The organism is Frondihabitans australicus, from assembly GCF_003634555.1.
GTDB classification, from domain to species: domain Bacteria; phylum Actinomycetota; class Actinomycetes; order Actinomycetales; family Microbacteriaceae; genus Frondihabitans; species Frondihabitans australicus.
Genome location: NZ_RBKS01000001.1, coordinates 2995765 through 3013293, shown reverse-complemented (window position 1 = coordinate 3013293; position 17529 = coordinate 2995765). Strand labels below are relative to the sequence as shown.

20 protein-coding genes are annotated in these 17529 nt (G+C 71.4%); 15 read left to right on the top strand and 5 right to left on the bottom strand.

The genetic code is table 11. From position 1 onward, the window contains the following. Positions 1-40 precede the first annotated feature (40 nt). A complete protein-coding gene (locus C8E83_RS14280) occupies positions 41-1306 on the bottom strand; it encodes a uracil-xanthine permease family protein (protein WP_121370508.1) in 1266 nt (421 codons plus the stop codon). Between the two features lie 35 nt (positions 1307-1341). On the opposite strand from C8E83_RS14280, the gene C8E83_RS14275 reads away from it, so the two are divergent. Next, a complete protein-coding gene (locus tag C8E83_RS14275) occupies positions 1342-3312 on the top strand; it encodes a M13 family metallopeptidase (protein ID WP_121370507.1) in 1971 nt (656 codons plus the stop codon). Positions 3313-3319: 7 nt separating this feature from the next. Beyond that, complete coding sequence (locus tag C8E83_RS14270) at positions 3320-4255, top strand: serine hydrolase (RefSeq protein WP_121370506.1); 936 nt, start codon at positions 3320-3322, stop codon at positions 4253-4255. A gap of 63 nt (positions 4256-4318) precedes the next feature. On the opposite strand, the gene C8E83_RS14265 is transcribed toward C8E83_RS14270, so the two are convergent. Then, positions 4319-4948, bottom strand: coding sequence for a DUF4232 domain-containing protein (locus C8E83_RS14265; protein ID WP_121370505.1), 630 nt, complete (start codon positions 4946-4948; stop codon positions 4319-4321). A 26-nt stretch (positions 4949-4974) separates the two neighbouring features. Continuing rightward, positions 4975-5373: an NUDIX hydrolase gene (locus C8E83_RS14260; protein WP_121370504.1), complete on the bottom strand. Its 399-nt coding sequence runs from the start codon at positions 5371-5373 to the stop codon at positions 4975-4977. A gap of 161 nt (positions 5374-5534) precedes the next feature. On the opposite strand from C8E83_RS14260, the gene C8E83_RS19575 reads away from it, so the two are divergent. Beyond that, on the top strand, positions 5535-6182 hold the full coding sequence (locus C8E83_RS19575) for a hypothetical protein (protein ID WP_170159948.1): 648 nt from the start codon (positions 5535-5537) through the stop codon (positions 6180-6182). 4 nt (positions 6183-6186) lie between these two features. Here the strand turns inward: C8E83_RS19575 and C8E83_RS14250 are convergent, their stop codons facing one another. After that, the gene (locus C8E83_RS14250) at positions 6187-6759 is read right to left on the bottom strand and encodes a GNAT family N-acetyltransferase (RefSeq protein WP_121370503.1); all 573 of its coding nucleotides are present in this window, start codon (positions 6757-6759) and stop codon (positions 6187-6189) included. Positions 6760-6786: 27 nt separating this feature from the next. Further along, positions 6787-8091, bottom strand: coding sequence for a glutamyl-tRNA reductase (locus C8E83_RS14245; RefSeq protein WP_121370502.1), 1305 nt, complete (start codon positions 8089-8091; stop codon positions 6787-6789). 80 nt (positions 8092-8171) lie between these two features. On the opposite strand from C8E83_RS14245, the gene C8E83_RS14240 reads away from it, so the two are divergent. The 12 genes from C8E83_RS14240 (at position 8172) to hemB (ending at position 17506) form a co-directional block, all read left to right on the top strand. Continuing rightward, on the top strand, positions 8172-8693 hold the full coding sequence (locus tag C8E83_RS14240; protein ID WP_121370501.1) for a GNAT family N-acetyltransferase: 522 nt from the start codon (positions 8172-8174) through the stop codon (positions 8691-8693). Positions 8694-8758: 65 nt separating this feature from the next. Further along, on the top strand, positions 8759-9160 hold the full coding sequence (locus C8E83_RS14235) for an Ig-like domain-containing protein (protein WP_121370500.1): 402 nt from the start codon (positions 8759-8761) through the stop codon (positions 9158-9160). 58 nt (positions 9161-9218) lie between these two features. Then, complete coding sequence (gene hemE, locus C8E83_RS14230; RefSeq protein ID WP_121370499.1) at positions 9219-10292, top strand: uroporphyrinogen decarboxylase; 1074 nt, start codon at positions 9219-9221, stop codon at positions 10290-10292. Next, entirely contained in the window at positions 10289-11701 is a 1413-nt protein-coding gene (locus tag C8E83_RS14225; RefSeq protein ID WP_281270817.1) for a protoporphyrinogen/coproporphyrinogen oxidase, read from the top strand. The genes hemE and C8E83_RS14225 overlap by 4 nt, the downstream gene beginning before the upstream one ends. Positions 11702-11788: 87 nt before the next feature. Then, on the top strand, positions 11789-12052 hold the full coding sequence (locus tag C8E83_RS14220; protein WP_121370498.1) for a hypothetical protein: 264 nt from the start codon (positions 11789-11791) through the stop codon (positions 12050-12052). Further along, positions 12049-12510, top strand: a complete 462-nt coding sequence (locus C8E83_RS14215; protein WP_121370497.1) for a phage holin family protein — start codon at positions 12049-12051, stop codon at positions 12508-12510. The genes C8E83_RS14220 and C8E83_RS14215 overlap by 4 nt, the downstream gene beginning before the upstream one ends. Next, positions 12510-12737 (top strand): DUF3618 domain-containing protein, encoded by a 228-nt coding sequence (locus C8E83_RS14210; RefSeq protein WP_121370496.1) that lies wholly within the window; start codon positions 12510-12512, stop codon positions 12735-12737. The genes C8E83_RS14215 and C8E83_RS14210 overlap by 1 nt, the downstream gene beginning before the upstream one ends. Positions 12738-12804: 67 nt before the next feature. Next, positions 12805-13530: a hydrogen peroxide-dependent heme synthase gene (gene hemQ / locus C8E83_RS14205; protein ID WP_121370495.1), complete on the top strand. Its 726-nt coding sequence runs from the start codon at positions 12805-12807 to the stop codon at positions 13528-13530. Positions 13531-13547: 17 nt separating this feature from the next. Next, a complete protein-coding gene (locus C8E83_RS14200) occupies positions 13548-14726 on the top strand; it encodes a ferrochelatase (RefSeq protein ID WP_121371920.1) in 1179 nt (392 codons plus the stop codon). Beyond that, complete coding sequence (gene hemC, locus C8E83_RS14195) at positions 14723-15688, top strand: hydroxymethylbilane synthase (RefSeq protein WP_121370494.1); 966 nt, start codon at positions 14723-14725, stop codon at positions 15686-15688. Before C8E83_RS14200 ends, hemC begins: the two co-directional genes overlap by 4 nt. Beyond that, a complete protein-coding gene (locus tag C8E83_RS14190; protein WP_121370493.1) occupies positions 15685-16488 on the top strand; it encodes a uroporphyrinogen-III synthase in 804 nt (267 codons plus the stop codon). The genes hemC and C8E83_RS14190 overlap by 4 nt, the downstream gene beginning before the upstream one ends. 4 nt (positions 16489-16492) lie before the next feature. After that, on the top strand, positions 16493-17506 hold the full coding sequence (hemB, locus tag C8E83_RS14185) for a porphobilinogen synthase (RefSeq protein ID WP_121370492.1): 1014 nt from the start codon (positions 16493-16495) through the stop codon (positions 17504-17506). The last annotated feature ends 23 nt before the right edge of the window (positions 17507-17529 follow it).

Here is a 17529-nt window from a genome sequence, read left to right as displayed (position 1 = left end):
TCTCGGTCGAGGGCGTGTGCGCCGGCTCCTGCGCCCTGGCTCAGGAGGTGCCCCGCGCGCGCCCGATCGCGTTCATCACGTGATAGATGACGATCGCGGCGACGGTGCCGAGCACGATGCCGCTGAACGTCGCGCCGCCGAGGGCCACCGTGAAGTTCGCGATGCCGAAGACGAGTGCGACGGCGGCGGTGAGCTGGTTCTTCGGTTTCGAGAAGTCCACCTTGTTCTCGACCCAGATGCGCACGCCGATGATGCCGATCAGACCGTAGAGGGCGGTCGTCACGCCGCCGAGCACGCCGTCGGGCACCGTGAAGATGATCGCGCCGACCTTGGGCGACAGTCCGAGCAGGATCGCGATGATGCCGGCCACCCAGTAGGCCGCGGTCGAGAAGACCCTGGTCGCTGCCATCACGCCGATGTTCTCGCCGTAGGTCGTGGTCGCCGAGCCGCCGCCGAGACCGGCGAGGAGCGAGCTCACACCGTCGGCGAGCAGGGCGCGGCCGGTGAGATCGTCGAGATTGCGGTTCGTCAGCTGGCCGACGCCCTTCACGTGGCCGACGTTCTCGGCGATGAGGGCGAGCACGACGGGCAGGAAGCCCAGGTAGATCGGCAGGTGCGAGGGGTCGAACGACGGCGCGGTGAAGGTGGGGAGGCCGAGCCACTTCGCCTTCGCGACCTCCGAGAAATCGACTTGTCCGGCGATGGCGGCGGCCACGTAGCCGACGACGACGCCGACGAAGATCGACAGGCGCCCCAGCATGCCGCGGAACACGACCGCCGACAGGACGACGGCCGCGAGCGTGATGAGCGCGATGACGGGTGCCTTGGCGAAGTTCGCCTCGGCCGTCGGCGCGAGGTTGAAGCCGATGAGCGCGACGATCGCGCCGCTGACGACCGGGGGGAGCAGCGCGTCGATCCAGCGCGTGCCGACGACGACCACGAGAAGGCCGACCAGGGCGAGCAGGAGCCCGACGATGATGATGCCGCTCAGGGCGAGCGGGATGCCGCCCACCTTCTCGGCCGCGGCGATCGGCGCGAGGAACGCGAACGACGACCCGAGGTAGCTGGGCAGGCGGTTGCGCGTGATGAGCAGGAAGAGCAGCGTGCCGATGCCCGAGAAGAACAGCGTCGTGGCCGGCGGGAAGCCCGTGATGAGCGGCACGAGGAAGGTCGCGCCGAACATCGCGACCACGTGCTGGGCGCCGAAGCCGATCGTGCGCGGCCAGCTGAGGCGTTCCTCGGGCACGACGATCGTGCTCGCGTCGACCGATCGTCCGTCACCGTGCAGCTTCCAGGGCAGCGCCATGCTTACGACCTTAGTGATCCGCCTAGGCTGGCCGTATGACCGACGTCTCCGCACCCTCCGGAATCCTCACCGACGCTCTCGACCCCGCCGTCCGCCCGCAGGACGACCTCTTCCGCCACGTCAACGGCAAGTGGATCGCGGCGACCGAGATCCCCGAAGACAAGGCGCGCTGGGGCTCGTTCTACGTCCTCGCCGAGGCCGCCGAGAAGGCCGTCCGCGAGATCATCGACGAGTCGCAGAAGGCCGAGCCCGGCACCGAGGCCCGCAAGGTCGGCGACCTCTTCGCGAGCTTCCTCGACGAAGAGAAGGTCGAGTCGCTGGGCAGGGCGCCGATCGAGGCTCTGCTCGCGAGCGTCGACGGGGTGTCGAGCGTCGACGAGCTCCTGCGCACCGTCGGCTCGTTCGAGCTGCAGGGCGTCTCGGGGTTCCTGCAGCTGTTCGTCGACAACGACCCCGGCGACCCCGAGCGGTACATGGTCTTCCTCGAGCAGGGCGGCCTGGGCCTGCCCGACGAGTCGTACTACCGCGACGAGAAGTTCGAAGGCATCGTCACGGCGTACCGCTCGTTCGTCGAGACGATGCTGGGCCTCGCAGGATCCGAGAGCTCGGCCGAGAGCGCCGCTCGCGTCGTCGACCTCGAGACCGCGATCGCCAAGCAGCACTGGGACAACGTCACGACCCGCGACAGCGACAAGACGTACAACCTGCTGCCCTGGGGTGACGTCGCCGCGCTCAGCGAGACCGACGGCGTCGACTTCACGGTCTGGCGCGACGCCGTGGGCGCGCCGGAGGGCGTGTTCGACGAGCTCGTCGTGCGCGAGCCGTCGTTCGTCACGGGCCTGGCGTCGCTCCTCACCGCCGAGCGCCTCGACGCCTGGCGCGACTGGCTGCGCTGGCAGATCGTCCGGTCGTTCGCCGCCTACCTCTCGAGCGACTTCGTGAAGGCCAACTTCGAGTTCTACGGCAAGACCCTCACCGGCACCCCGGTGCAGCGGGCCCGGTGGAAGCGCGGCGTCTCGCTCGTCGAGGGCGCCATGGGCGAGGCCGTCGGCAAGATCTACGTCGAGCGCCACTTCGCCGAGGAGGCGAAGGTGACGATGGACGCCCTCGTCGCCAACCTGGTCGAGGCCTACCGGCAGAGCGTCACGGCGCTCGCCTGGATGACCGACGAGACCAAGGCGCGCGCGCTCGACAAGCTCGACAAGTTCACGCCGAAGATCGGCTACCCGGTGAAGTGGCGCGACTACTCGACGCTCGAGATCGACGCCGGCGACCTCGTCGGCAACGTGCGGGCGACCGCCGTCTTCGGGTTCCACCGCGAGCTGGGCAAGATCGGCAAGCCGATCGACCGCGACGAGTGGTTCATGACGCCGCAGACGATCAACGCGTACTACAACCCCGGCTTCAACGAGATCGTCTTCCCCGCCGCGATCCTGCAGTTCCCGTTCTTCGACGAGTCGCGCGACGCGGCGGCCAACTACGGCGCCATCGGGGCCGTCATCGGCCACGAGATCGGCCACGGCTTCGACGACCAGGGCGCGAAGTATGACGGCGACGGCAAGCTCACCGACTGGTGGACGCCCGCCGACAAGGAGGCCTTCGAGAAGCTCACGAAGTCGCTCATCGAGCAGTACGACGTGCTCGAGCCCGCGCAGACGCCCGGCCACCATGTCAACGGCGCCCTCACGATCGGCGAGAACATCGGCGACCTCGGCGGCCTCTCGATCGCCTGGAAGGCCTACCTCATCTCGCTCGACGGCGAGGAGCCCCCTGTCGTCGACGGGCTCACCGGTGCTCAGCGCTTCTTCCTCAGCTGGGCTCAGGCCTGGCAGATGAAGATCCGCGACGAGGAGGCCGTGCGCCTCCTGTCGATCGACCCGCACTCGCCCAACGAGTTCCGCTGCAACCAGATCGTCCGCAACATCGACGAGTTCTACGGCGCCTTCGACGTCAAGGAGACCGACGGGCTCTGGCTGCCCGAGGCCTCGCGCGTCACGATCTGGTAGGCGGTCGATGGCCACGAACGGCATCGAGGGCGGCGTCGAGCGGCGCCGCGGGCGTCGGGGACGCGACAGCGCCCGGCACCGCGGCGACCGCTCGGGCGAGCCGTTCGAGCGCACCTTCCAGGCGCTCGGCTCCCTCGCCTACACCGGCGCGCGGGTGTCGGCGTCGGCCGCCGACCTCGACTCCGGCGAGGTCCTCGTGGCCATCGACGAGACCGTCTCGCTGCCGACGGCGCAGCTCGGCAACCTCCTGCTGCTGATCGAGGTCGCCACGCGGCTCGGCGACGGCAGCCTCTCGCCGGTCGACGAGCTCCGGCGGGACTCCGCGTCGAACGACGCCACCCAGGTCGACGACCCTCGCATCGGTGGCCTCTGGTCGTCGCTGCTCACACCGACGCTCACCGTCCTCGACGCCGCGACGCTCGTCGGCGCCGTGCGCGACCCCGTCGCGACCAACGCCTTGGCGCGTCGCATCGGGCTGGACGCCGTGCACGCCCGCGGCGAGTCCCTCGGCCTGCGCCGCACCGCCCTCCTCGACCTCGCCCGGGCCGAGAGAGGCCCCGACGACGCCCCGCAGATCTCCGTCGGCTCGACCCTCGAGCTCCGCGGCATCCTGGCCGACCTCGTCGCCGGCGTCTGCGTCGACACCTCGGTGAGCAACCGGGTGCTCGGCTGGCTCTCCACCGGCTCCGACCTCTCCATGGTCTCGTCGGCGTTCGGCCTCGACCCGGCGGGCCACAGGGCGCAGGATCACGGACTCCAGCTCGTGAACCTCACCGGCGCCGCCCCGGGCGTGCGCGCGGAGGCCGGCGCCCTGCGCGGACCGTCGCGGGGCGTCTCGTACGCGGTCACCGTGGCCTTCGACGACCTCGACCTCACGACGAGGCTGCGCGTGCTCGAGGTCATGCGGGTGGTCGGGCTCGACCTTCTCGAGCACGTGGGCTGAGGGGAGCTTCCGGGCGCAGGAGCAGAGGAGGTCGGGCCGTGCCGCTGCTCCTGCGCCCGCGGGCTACTGCAACGCGGTGACGGTGAGCAGCTTGATGCTCGACTGCGTGCAGGCGGTCAGGCTGAACTTCGAGCCGTCGGCGAAGAGCGACGCCGTCTGCCCGGGCGGGTAGATGCGGAAGCCCTTCGCGGCCGACTTGGTGCACGACGAGCCGTAGTTGCCGGCCTGGGCGATCGAGATGGTCGCCTTGGCGGTGCCGCCGGTGGCGAGGGTCACGGTGTCGTGCGGCGAGTCGGTGACGAAGGTGGCCGCGGCGCCCAGCTGGTTGCCGGAGGTGCCGACGAACGACGTGCCGGGCCAGCCTTGCAGAGTGCACGACGCGCCGTGGTTGGTGAGCACCAGGTCGAGGTACTCGTGGCCGGCCGAACCGCCGTTCGGATCGGCCTGGAGGGCGCCGGTGAGGTTCGCGGTGGCGCAGGCCGCGGTCGTGCCGGTGCCGGTTCCGCCGCCGCCGGTGCCCGTGGTGGGCGCGGACGACGACGTGTCGGTCGGGGTCGGTGAGGGCTGTGGGGACTGTGTGATGGTCGTCGTCGCGGTCGGCTCGGAGGCGGTCTTGCCGCCCGCGCAGCCGGCGAGGCCCAGGGCTGTGACCAGGGCGAGCGCGGCGACGGTGATCTTGGTGGTGGTGCGCATGACCCCACCCTGCCACGACGGGGCTGTCAGTCGATCAGTCCGAGGGACGACATCTGCTCGAGCGTCGCTACGCCTGCAGGCGGACACCGGTGGGCGTCAGCCGTCGTCACCCAGGCGATCGAGCCGACTTCGGCGGCAGGATGCGGCTCGTCGTCGGTGTCGCCCGCGAATAGCGTCATCTCGACGAGCCTGCCCTCGGGCTCGCCGTGCGCCTGGGTGCGCACGGTGAACAGCTCGCGGACGCTCGCCGGATCGAGCTCGACGGAGACCTCCTCGCGCGCCTCGCGGATCGCTGCCGCCGCCCCCGATTCGCCGGGCTCGACCTTGCCGCCGGGCAGATAGAGGACGTCGCGGTCGCGGGCGACCACCATGAGCATCTTCCGGTCGCGGACGAGGGCGAGGGCGCTGACGACGATCGGGTCCATGGCTCCATCGTCCCGCACAAACGATTTTCCGCCGACGCCTTGACACCCGGATATCTCTATGAAATATTCAATGTCAGATGCGCTCGCATCGAAACCGCATCACTAACAACCCGTAGCAACCCGAAGACGACCCGTTTCTCCCGAGCCCGAAAGGCCCCGCCATGAACGCCGCCGCCACCATCTCTCTCGCCCCCGCCCTCGTCGTCGACCCCGTCGACTACCTCCTCGTCGACCTCGCCACCGGCCGTCACCTTCCCGGCGACGCCGTCCACGTCGAGCAGCTCGCCGAAGAGCACGGCCTCACCTGCACCGAGGCACGAGAGGCCGTCGAGGCCGCCTGGCAGCTCGGCTTCGTGCTGCTGGGCCCCGGCGGCACGAGCGGCATCGTGAGCTGGACGCCGGAGTCGACTCAGAGGCAGCTGCACCGCCTCGCCCGGGCCATGGTCGCCGCCGTCGCCGGGGTGGGCGCGGGTCGCCAGGCGCCGCGTCACGTCATCGACGGCGAGCAGTCCCGACTCGGCGCGGTCCAGCTGTTCGGGCTCACCACGCCCGACGACGTCGACGTCTTCCTCGAGCTCGGCCGTGCGCTGCTAGGCTCGACGGCCCCCGCGCTCGTCGACGAGGTCACGGTGCCTCTGGCGGTGCTGCTGTCGGAGGCGGCCCAGGTCGTCCACGGGATGGAGTTCGCTGCTCCTGCGGCCGTCCGCCGCGAGATGGTCGCGACCATGGTCTCGAGCCTCATCGACGGCCGGATCGACGACTTCCGCGACGCCATCGCCGACTACGTCGTGGCGCTCTCGATCGACTGACGACCTAGACGTCGCTCGTGCGCCGAGCCCGCCACTCGTGCTCGACGACGGCGAACACCTTCGAGTCGGTCCACTGGCCCTTGTTCCAGACGTCCTCGACGAAGTGCGCCTCCTCGCGGAACCCGAGACGACGGCACAGCGCGGCGGAAGCCAGGTTGCGGGCGTCGAGCTCGGCGTGGACCCGATGACTGCCGAGCTCGTCGAAGCAGAGGTCGACCATCCGCGCGGCCGCCTCGAAGGCGAACCCGTGGCCCTGATGCGCCGGGTTGAGGATCCAGCCGATCTCGGCCTGACGGTGCGCGACGCTGGTGAGCCGGAGGTTCACCTCGCCGATCACGCGTCCCGGCTCGTCGAGGGTCTCGATCGCCAGGACGAGCGCGTCACCGTCGTTCTCGAGGTGAGTGCGGGCGGCCCGCTCGGCGAGGTGCTCGATCGAGGCCGCCCGATCGCGCACGGGCCAGAACATGTAGCGCAGCGTCTCGGCGTCCGACTGGTAGACCACGACGTCGTCGAGATCGCCGGCGGTCAGCGGGCGCAGCAGCAGCCGTCGGGTGCGGATCGGCGAGGCGTCGAACATGGGCGCAGGAGCAGCGGAGCGCCCGCGTCAGACGGCGTCGGCGCGACCGGCGTCGCCCGTGGCCGCGCCGCGGCTCGTCGGGTGAATGTGCGTCGGCGCCACCGCCGCGCGCGTGTCGGTAAGGCCGAAGAGAGCCTCGAGCGCGTCGCGGAAGTCCTCGCCACGGCCCTCGCGCGCGAGCTCGCGCGCTCGGACGGACGGCGTGTGCAGGAGGACGCCGGCGAGGTGGCGGAGAGCCTGCTCGGTGCGGTCGCTCGAGTCGCCGCGGCCGCGGGCGCGCTCGATCTCGGCGTCGAGGATGTCGAAGACGTGCTTGCGCAGGGCCACGACGGCGGGTGACAGCGACTGCTCGGCGGCGACCGCCTGGAACTCGGCGGCGGCGTCCGACACCATGGCGCGGGCGTCGTCCGCGGCGCTCAGCTCGGCCAGCGGAGCGTGGAGGCTGATGGTCTCGAGGTCGAGCAGCTCGACGCCGTCGACGCGGGCCACGAGCGGGTCGACGTTGCGGGGGAGACCGAGGTCGATGACGAGTCGCCGGGCTCCTGCGGCCACGACCTCGGGAGTCACGAGGGGCTCGGCGGTCGACGTGCAGGTGATGAGGACGTCGCTCCAGGCGATGGCGGCGGCGAGGTCGTCGTGCGGGGTGACGTCGTGCTTCGCACCAAACCACGCCGCGCGGCCCGACGCCGAGTACACGCCGATGTCGACGGCGCCGCGGTCGCGGAGGGCGGCCACGGTCGTCGCCGCGTACTGGCCGGTGCCGACGAGCAGGACCCTGGCCTCGGCCCAGTCGGTGACCCGGCTCGACGCCAGCTCGAGGGCGAGTCGCACGAGTGAGCGGCCGGCGCCGCCCACGTTCGTGCGGTTCTTCACGCCGCGCGACGTGTGCGAGGCCTTCTGGAACAGGCGCTCGAGGTCGGAGGAGGTGGTGCCGTCGTCGCGAGCTCGTTCGAGGGCGCGGCGGACCTGACCGGAGATCTCGTCCTCGCCGACCACGACGGACTCGAGGCCCGACGACACGGCGAACAGGTGCTCGACGACGCCGTCGCCGGTGATGACGCTCACGCTGTCGCGGAGCTCGGCGGGCTCGACGCCCGACGCCTCGCTCATCGTCTGGATCGTGGCCTCGACGGCGATCGCGCTCGCCGCGGTGAGGGGCTCGTCGAGGTCGAGGTAGGCCTCGAAGCGGTTGCAGGTGGCGAGGACGACCGCGCCCGAGACGAAGTCGCTCGACTCGACCAGCGTCGCTGCCGCGGAGGGTGCGCTGATGCTCAGTCTCTCGAGGAGATCGAAGCTGGCGTTCTGGTGAGACGCCGTCAGGCAGAGGAGCACAACAGACATGGTAACTCTCGCCGTGACCGGGTGCTTCTGGCGGGACTCGAAGTCGAGCGATCGCGCAGTAGGGTCGCATCGTGCTGCTCTTCCGCCCCGCCTCGCTCGCCGACTCCGATGCCATCGTCGCCCTCGTCACCTCCGCCTACCGCGGCGACGAGAGCCGAGGGGGCTGGACCACGGAGGCTGACCTCATCGACGGGCCGCGCATCACGCCCGAGGTGCTCGCCGATGACCTCGCCGAGCCCTCCGGAAGGCTGCTGGTCGGATTCGAGGGCGACGAGATGCTCGCCTGCTGCAACCTCGTCGACAAGGGCGACGGCGTGGCGTACTTCGGCATGTTCGCCGTCATGCCGGGGCGACAGGGCGCCGGCCTCGGCAAGCAGGTGCTCGAGGAGGCCGCGCGCATCAGTCGCGACGAGTGGGGCTCCACGACCCTCGAGATGACCGTGCTCGAGCCGCGCGACGAGCTCATCGCCTTCTACGAGCGGCGCGGGTTCGTGCGGACCGGCGAGTACCGGGAATTCCCCTACGGCGACGAGCGCTTCGGCACGCCCAAGCGCGACGACCTGCACATGGTCGTGCTCGCCAAGCCTCTCTGATCGCGACTTCTTACGGCTCGCCGGGAGGTCGGACCACGCGCGACTCTTGTTCCTAGAATTTCAGTATGAAGTTCGGAATCCCCCTCAGAATCCTTTCCACCGCGACCGTGGTCGCCGGTCTCGTCGTCGTCGGCTCCTGTGCCGCAGAGGCAGCGCCCGCGCCCCAGGTCTCGACCGTCTCCTCGCCCGCGTCCATCTCGGCCCTTGCCGTCACGACGCCGGCCGCGGTTCCCGACGGTGTCCTCTTGTCGATCACGGGCACGGGGCAGCCGGGCGCCACCGTGACGGCCCGCCTTCTGGGCTACAGCGCCACGGGCTCGGCGACCGTGGCCGCAGACGGCACGTGGGAGATCCCGCTCGGGCTGGTCCTTTCGGGTGGCACCTACCTCTCGGTGAACCAGAACACTGCGCCGGGCACCCCGGGCAACGTGTCGTCCAGCGTGTCGACGTACGTCTACGCGTCCTGACTCGGCGGCGAGGGCGGTCCTGGGCCGCGCGGGGGAGGGCCCAGCGCGGAATGCGAGAATGCAGCACGTGATCTCGACCGCCCTCCCCGCCGCCCACCCGCTCGCGAGCGGCCGCACCGCTCAGTCGCCGCTCGTGCGCGCCCTCCGTGGCGACCGGCCCGAGACGCTGCCGGTGTGGTTCATGCGGCAGGCTGGTCGCTCGCTGCCCGAGTACCGCGAGCTCCGGGTCGGAACGCAGATGCTCGACGCCTGCCTCGACCCCGAGCTCTCCAGCGAGATCACTCTCCAGCCCGTCCGGCGCCACCGCGTCGACGCCGGCATCTTCTTCAGCGACATCGTCGTGCCCGTGAAGCTGGCGGGGGTCGGGGTCGAGATCGTCCCCGGGCGCGGGCCGGTGCTCGACGCGCCCCTGCGCACGCGCGACGACATCGCCCGACTCGAGCCGCTGGATCCTGCGGCCCTCCAGCCCATCGCCGAGGGCGTCGAGCGCACGGTGCAGGAGCTCGGCGAGACCCCTCTCATCGGCTTCGCCGGCGCCCCCTTCACCCTCGCCGCCTACCTCGTCGAGGGCGGCCCGTCGAAAGACCACATCCGCGCCCGCACGCTGATGCACGCCGACCCCGAGACCTGGGACGCCCTCATGACCTGGGCGGCCGACACCACCGGCGCGTTCCTCCGCGCCCAGGTGCTCGCAGGAGCAAGCGCCGCGCAGCTCTTCGACTCGTGGGTGGGCTCCCTCTCGCTCTCCGACTACACCCGCCTCGTGGCCCCGTACTCGGCCCGCGCCCTGTCGCACATCGACGGCCTCGACGTGCCGCGGATCCACTTCGGCGTCGGCTCGGGCGAGGTGCTGGCCGCCATGCGCGACGTCGGGACGGACGCGGTCGGCGTCGACTGGCGGATCCCGCTCGACGAGGCGTCGCGTCGCCTCGGCGGGCGGACGGTCGTGCAGGGCAACATCGACCCCGCGCTGCTGCAGGCGCCGTGGTCGGTGCTCGAGGCCCACGTGCGCGACGTCGTCGAGCGGGGGCGCGCTGCTCCCGCGCACGTCCTGAACCTCGGCCACGGGGTCAACCCCGACACCGACCCGACCGTGCTCACGCGCATCGTCGAGCTGGCGCACACGCTGTGAGCGACGCGGAACCGCAGTTCGGCGAGCGCCTGCCGAAGGGCGCGTTCGACGTGATCGTCGTCGGGGGCGGCGTGGCGGGGCTGGTCGTCGCGCGCGACCTGGGGAAGGCGGGGCGTCGCGTGCTCCTGCTGGAAGGGTCCGGTCGGCTCGGCGGCGAGGTGCGTCGGCACACGGTCGCGGGGATCGACCTCGACGCCGGAGCCGAGAGCTTCGCGACGCGCGGCGACACCATCGCCCGGCTCGCGACGCAGCTCGGCCTGGGAAACGACATCGTCACGCCCGACCCGCGCGGCGCCTGGGTCGTCGAGGCCGACGGAGCGGCGTTCCCGCTGCCGAAGACGGGCCTGCTCGGAATCCCCGGCACCGCCCTGGCGCAGGACGTCATCGACGTGATCGGCACGAAGGCCGCGATGCGGGCCGAGATGGACTCGCTCCTGCCCGGCCCCGTCGGCGCGAAGGAGCAGAAGCTCGGCGCGCTGGTGCGCCGCCGCATGGGCGACGCCGTGCTCGAGCGGCTGGTGGCCCCGGTCGTCATGGGTGTCCATTCCGCGCACCCCGACGACCTCGACGTCGATCGCGTCGCGCCGGGCCTGCGCGCCCAGCTCCTCAAGCAGAACTCGCTCGCCCGGGCGGTCCGCGAGATGCGCGCGCTGGCGCCCGCGGGGTCGGCCGTGGGCGGCATCCGGTACGGCATGGCGCGCCTCGTCGACGAGCTCGTCGCCGACCTCGAGACGTACGGCGTCGAGGTCCGTCTCGGCGCGCGCGTCCGCTCGTACGACCCCGGGTCGGTCACGCTCGACTCGGGCGAGCGCATCGCCGGGGGCGCGGTCGTCGTGGCGCTGGGGGCCCGCGACGCGGCGGTCCTCGACGGGTCGGCCAGCACGACCGGGTCGACTTCGCCGCAGGAGCCACAGGTCGGCCTGATCACGCTGGTCACCCTCGTCGTCGACGATCCCGCGCTGGACGCAGGCCCGCGCGGCACCGGCGTGCTGATCGCGCCCGGCGCGGCGGAGGCGTCCGGCATCCGGGCCAAGGCGCTCACGCACGCCAGCATCAAGTGGGCCTGGGTCGCCGAGCGCGCCGAGGGGAAGCACGTCCTCCGACTCAGCTACGACTCGCCCATCGTCGACCGGTCGACCTCCGACGCCGACCTCAGGGCGATGGCGACGCAGGATGCAGGGCTCATCCTGGGCGCACCCCTCGCGCCGTCGTCCGTCGAAGGCGTCGCGCGCGTCGAGTGGGACGCCCCCTACCGCGGCACCCCGGCCTCCACGCCCGAGGGAGTCCTTCGCGTCGGCGGAGCGGTCGCCGGGCGCGGTCTCGCGGGGGTCGTGAAGGACGCCAGGGAGAAGGCGGCGTCGCTGCTCGAGACGGGCGAGGAGTCGCCGATCCTGCGGACCGACCTGTAACCCGCGCGGAAAAGGCCAGGCGCACCGGACTAACCTAGGAACGCGCCGGTCAGAAGCCCGGGCCGATCACCAGCAGCAGGAGGTTGCATGCGAGGCAGGCTGTTGTTCGTCGCGGGCGCGGCGATCGGTTACGTGCTGGGCTCGCGCGCCGGCCACCAGCGCTACGAGCAGATCGCCGCGGGGGCCTCGAAGGTGTGGCACTCGGCTCCGGTGCAGAAGCAGGTCGTCAAGGTCGAACGGGCCGCCGAGGCAGTGCTGCCGCGCGTGGTGACGGGGCTGTTCCACGTCGTGCTGTGGGCGGTCAAGAAGCTCCTCGGAATCCAGACAACACCCAAGAGAGGCACCGCATGACCGAGTCGACCCGGGCCGACGGCATCCACCACGCGAAGAAGCGCTCTCTGCTGAACCTGCTCACCGACATCCCGAACCTGGTCAAAGACCTGGTCAAGGGCGAGATCGAGCTGCTCAAGAAAGAGCTGATCGCCAAGGCGAAGGTCTTCGGCATCGGGGCGGGCCTCATCGTGGGCGCCCTCCTGTTCCTGTTCCTCATGCTGCTGTGCCTGATCATCGCGGGCATCTTCGCGCTGTCGCTCGTCATGCCGGGTTGGCTCGCCGCCCTGCTGGTCGCTGCGCTCTTCCTCCTCGTGGCGGCCGGTCTCGGCTACCTCGGGTACACCCAGATCAAGAAGGGGCTGCCGCCCCTGCCGAAGAAGACCATCGACAGCGTCAAGAGCGACGTGAAGGCGGTCAAGGGCGTCGGGCGGATCCCGCGCTCCGACATCGGTTCCGACTTCGGAGGACGCTTCTGATGAGCAACATCGACGACATCCAGGCCTCGATCGACCACACGCGGGCCGAGCTCGCGGCGACGCTGAACGAGCTCGAGGACAAGCTCAACATCCCCAAGCAGCTCGGGGCGGCCGCGTCCAAGGCGAAGGCGTCGTTCGACGTCGACCCGAAGCCGTGGCTGGCCGGTGCCGCCGCGACCGCTGCGGCGATCGGCGGCTTCGCCCTGATCGCGCTGCGCCGTCGCTGACCTGCCGGTCGCTCGGGGCCGAGCGCCCCGGTTCGCGCCTTTCAGGTCGGCAAGGGAAGATAGAGGCATGAACTCCAGCGCCGACGCGCACGGCACTTCCCTGCCCGAATCCGCCGCCGCAGCACAGTCCGAGATCCTGGGCTACACGCTCTGGACGGTCCTGCGCCGCGACCCCGCACGCCCGATCGACACCCACCCCTCGCACGCGAGCGAGATCGACCACGTCGTGGCCGAGCTGGCCGCGCAGGGCGTCACGGTCCGCGGCTTCTACGACGTCTCGGGCCTCAAGGCCGACAGCGACCTCATGATCTGGCTGCACGGCAGCGTCCCCGAAGACCTTCAGGCGGGCTACCGCGCGCTGCTGCGCACCCCGCTGCTGCGTGAGCTCCTGCCGACCTGGAACGCGATGGGCATGCACCGCGAGGCGGAGTTCTCGAAAGACCACAGCCCCGCCTTCATGCGCGGCAAGGAGCCCGAGCAGTGGCTCACCGTGTACCCGTTCGTGCGCAGCTACGAGTGGTACCTGCTGCCCGACGACGAGCGTCGCGCGATGCTCCGCGACCACGGCATGAAGGGCGCCGCGCACCGCAAGGTGCTGACGAACACGGTGGCGAGCTTCAGCCTGGGCGACTACGAATGGATTCTGGCGCTCGAAGCACCCGAGCTCGTGCAGCTGGTCGATCTCATGCGAGACCTCCGCTACACCGAGGCGCGGATGCACGTGCGCGAAGAGGTTCCCTTCTACACCGGACGCCGGATCCCGACGGCGGAGATCGGAGACGTGCTCCGTTGAGCATCACGAACAACGGCATGGTCCTCGGCGCGACGCCGGTCGCGGCCGACGGCCCCGAGTGGGTCGCCGAGCCCACGGCCTACGACGCCATCCTCCTCGCCGGCTTCGGCGGGCCCGAGGGGCAGGAGGACGTCATCCCCTTCCTCCGCAACGTCACCCGCGGCCGCGGGATCCCCGAGGAGCGCCTCGAGGAGGTCGCGCACCACTACCGCCACTTCGGCGGGGTGAGCCCGATCAACGAGCACAACCGCGAGCTCAAGGCGGCCCTCGAGGCCGAACTCGCCCGGCGTGAGATCGACCTGCCGGTGCTCTGGGGCAACCGCAACTGGGAGCCGTACATCCCCGACGCGATCCGCGAGGCGAACGAGCGCGGCTTCACGAAGCTCATCGCCATCGCCACGAGCGCCTACTCGTCCTACTCGTCGTGCCGCCAGTACCGCGAGGACTTCGCGATGGGCCTCGAGAGCACCGGCCTCGAGGGCACCGTGCAGATCGACAAGGTGCGCCAGTTCTTCGACCACCCCGGCTTCGTGCAGCCGTTCATCGACGGCGTCCGCGACGCCCTCGTCAAGGCGCGGGCCGAGATCGACGGCCTCGACCTCGGCAGCGAGGTGCAGGTGCTGTTCTCGACGCACTCGATCCCGTCGACCGATGCCGCCAAGAGCGGCCCTGAGTCTCGCGGGTTCGACGCTGACGGCGCCTACGCCGCCCAGCACCGCGCGGTCGCGGAGGTCGTTATGGCCGCGGCCGAAGCGGCCCTCGAGCTCGACTCCGAGACGAGCGTGCCGTGGCAGCTCGTCTTCCAGTCGCGCTCCGGCCCGCCGTCGATGCCGTGGCTCGAGCCCGACATCAACGACGCCATCCACGCGCTCGCGGGCGGCCCGACGAAGGCCGTCGTGATCGTTCCCCTCGGGTTCGTGAGCGACCACATGGAGGTCATGTGGGACCTCGACAACGAGGCGCTCGAATCCTGCGAAGACGAGGGCTTCTGGGCGGTCCGCACGCCGACGCCCGGCATCGACCCGAACTACGTCACCGGTCTGGTCGACCTGGTGCTGGAGCGCCGCGACGGCGTGCCGGTCGGCGACCGCCCGCACGTCACCGACCTCGGCCCCTGGTACGACGTCTGCCGGCCGGGCTGCTGCGAGAACGTCCGCCTGGGCTTCAAGCCCGCGGCCGCCGGTGTGGCCCCGTGACAGCCCTCCGGATCGGCACCCGCGGCTCGGCGCTCGCCGTGGCGCAGTCGACGCTCATGCTCGAGCGCCTCGCGAAGGCGACCGGGCGCGACGTCGAGCTGGTCACCATCGCGAGCGAGGGCGACCGCACCCAGGCGTCGCTCGCCACGCTCGGCGGCACGGGCGTCTTCGCCAGCGCCCTGCGCGAGGCCCTGCTGGCCGACGAGTGCGACCTGCTCGTGCACTCCCTGAAAGACCTCCCCACGGCGCTGCACCCCGGTCTCGTGATCGGTGCGATCCCCGCCCGCGCCGATGCCCGCGACGCGCTGTGCGCCCGCGACGGCCTCACCCTCGACCAGCTGCCCGAGGGCGCCCGGGTCGGCACCGGGTCGCCGCGTCGCGTCGCCCAGCTGAAGAGCAGGCGGCAGGATCTCGAGGTGGTCGACATCCGAGGCAACGTCGACACGCGCCTGGGCCGGGTCGGCGACGACCTCGACGCCGTGATGCTGTCGGCCGCCGGGCTCTCCCGCCTCGGCCTGCTCGACCAGGCCACCGAGCTGTTCGGGCTCGGCTTCTGGCCGACCGCCCCCGGCCAGGGGGCTCTCGCCCTCGAGGTGCGAGACGGCGACTCCGGCCCCGACCTCACGAAGGGGCTGAAGGCCCTCGACCACCGCGAGACACGGCTGATCGCGACCGCCGAGCGCGAGGTGCTGGCGGGCCTCGAGGCCGGGTGCGCGGCGCCGGTGGGTGTGACCGCGGTCGTGGACGCCGGGCTCCTGCTCGTGTCTGCCACCGTCTACGCGCTCGACGGGGCCTCGCGGCTCAGCGCCTCGCACGGCGTCACCCTCGAGCCGAGCGGCCTCGCGTCGCAGCTGGCCGACGTGCACGAGGTCGCCGGGCGGGTCGTCGACGAGCTGCTCGCGAACGGCGCCGCCACGCTCGCCCCTCTCGGCGACTCGGCGAAGGGGACCGACGCGGAATGACCGACCGGGGCGACCGACCGATAGGCGCTGACAAGCCGCTGCGCGGCGTCAGCGTGCTCGTTCCGCGCGGCGGCAAGTGGGGCGACGGAGTGTCGGCCACGCTGCGGTCGTACGGCGCGCATCCGGTCATCGCCCCGCTCATCAACTTCGCGCCCACCGAGAACGCCCACGGGCTGATGGTGTCGCTGCTCAAGCTCGAGGCCGGCGAGTACGACTGGCTGGTCGTCACCAGTGCGACCACGGTCGACGTGCTCATGGGCAACAGCATCCGCCCGGCGCCGACCACCCGGGTCGCGGCCGTCGGTGAGACCACGGCGGCCGCGCTGAAGCTCGCCGGGATCCGCGTCGACTTCGTCCCCGAGAACGACAACTCCGCCCGCGGCCTCGTCAAAGAGCTGCCCCGCACCAGGATCGCCGGGAAGGTCCTCGTCCCGCAGTCCGACATCGCGGAGCCCACGCTCGTGGCCGGCCTCCGGGACGCCGGGCTCGACGCGGAGTTCGTCGCGGCGTATCGGACGGTCGGGGTTCCCGTGGATCCTGCGATCACCAGCCGCGTCGCCAGCGGCGACATCTCGGTGATCCTCATCACCTCGGGCAGCGTCGCCCGCCAGATCGCGGCCCAGCTCGCACCGCTGCCCGAGGGCACCGTCGTCGCCTGCATCGGCCCGCGCACCGCGTTCGACGCCCGCGCCGCGGGCCTCCCGGTGCATCTCATCGCCGAGACCCGCTCGGCGTCCGCCCTGGTCGAGGCCGTGGTCGAGCATGCGCTCGCCGGCCAGGCCGATCCTTCCGAAAGCTGACTCCATGTCGTCCTTCCCCGCCGTCCGCGGGCGCCGTCTGCGCGCCACCCCGGCTCTGCGCCGACTCGTCGCCGAGACCCGCCTGCACCCCGCCGACCTGATCCTGCCGATGTTCGTGCGCGAGGGCATCGACGCCGACGTGCCGATCGCATCGATGCCGGGGGTCGCGCACCACTCGCTCGACAGCATGAAGCCGGCCCTGCAGCGCGCGGCGGCCGCGGGCGTCGGCGGCGTCATGCTGTTCGGCGTGCCGCTGGACGAGAAGAAGGACGCCCGGGGCTCCGGCGCCACCGACCCCGACGGCATCCTCAACCGCGCCACGCGCGTGGCCGCTGCCGAGGTCGGCGACGTCATGGTGGTCCAGACCGACGTCTGCCTCGACGAGTTCACCGACCACGGCCACTGCGGCGTGCTCGACGCGAACGGCGTCGTCGACAACGACGCGACCCTCGAGCGCTACCGCGAGATGGCCGTGCAGCACGCCGACGCCGGAGCCGAGCTGGTCGCGCCGAGCGGCATGATGGACGGTCAGGTGGCCGCCATTCGCGACGCCCTCGACACCGCCGGGTTCGGCGATCGCGCGATCCTGGCCTATGCCGCGAAGTACGCCAGCGCCTTCTACGGCCCGTTCAGGGAGGCCGTGCAGTCGTCGCTCCAGGGTGACCGCCGCACCTACCAGATGGACTCCGCCAACCGCCGCGAGGGCGGGCGCGAGGTTCAGCTCGACCTCGACGAGGGTGCCGACATCGTGATGGTGAAGCCGGCGATGAGCTACCTCGACGTGCTGGCCGACACCGCTGCAATCAGTGACGTGCCGGTGTGGGCGTACCAGATCTCGGGCGAGTACTCGATGATGCAGGCCGCCGCCGCGAACGGCTGGATCGACCTCGACGCCGCGTCGTACGAGAGCGTGCTCGGCATCAAGCGCGCGGGTGCCGAGGGCATCCTCACCTACTTCGCCACCGACCTCGCGGAGCGCCTGCGCGGTCTCGGCGACCCGTCGCGCGCCCTCCTCTAGCCCGGGGCGGCCCGGCCCGGGCG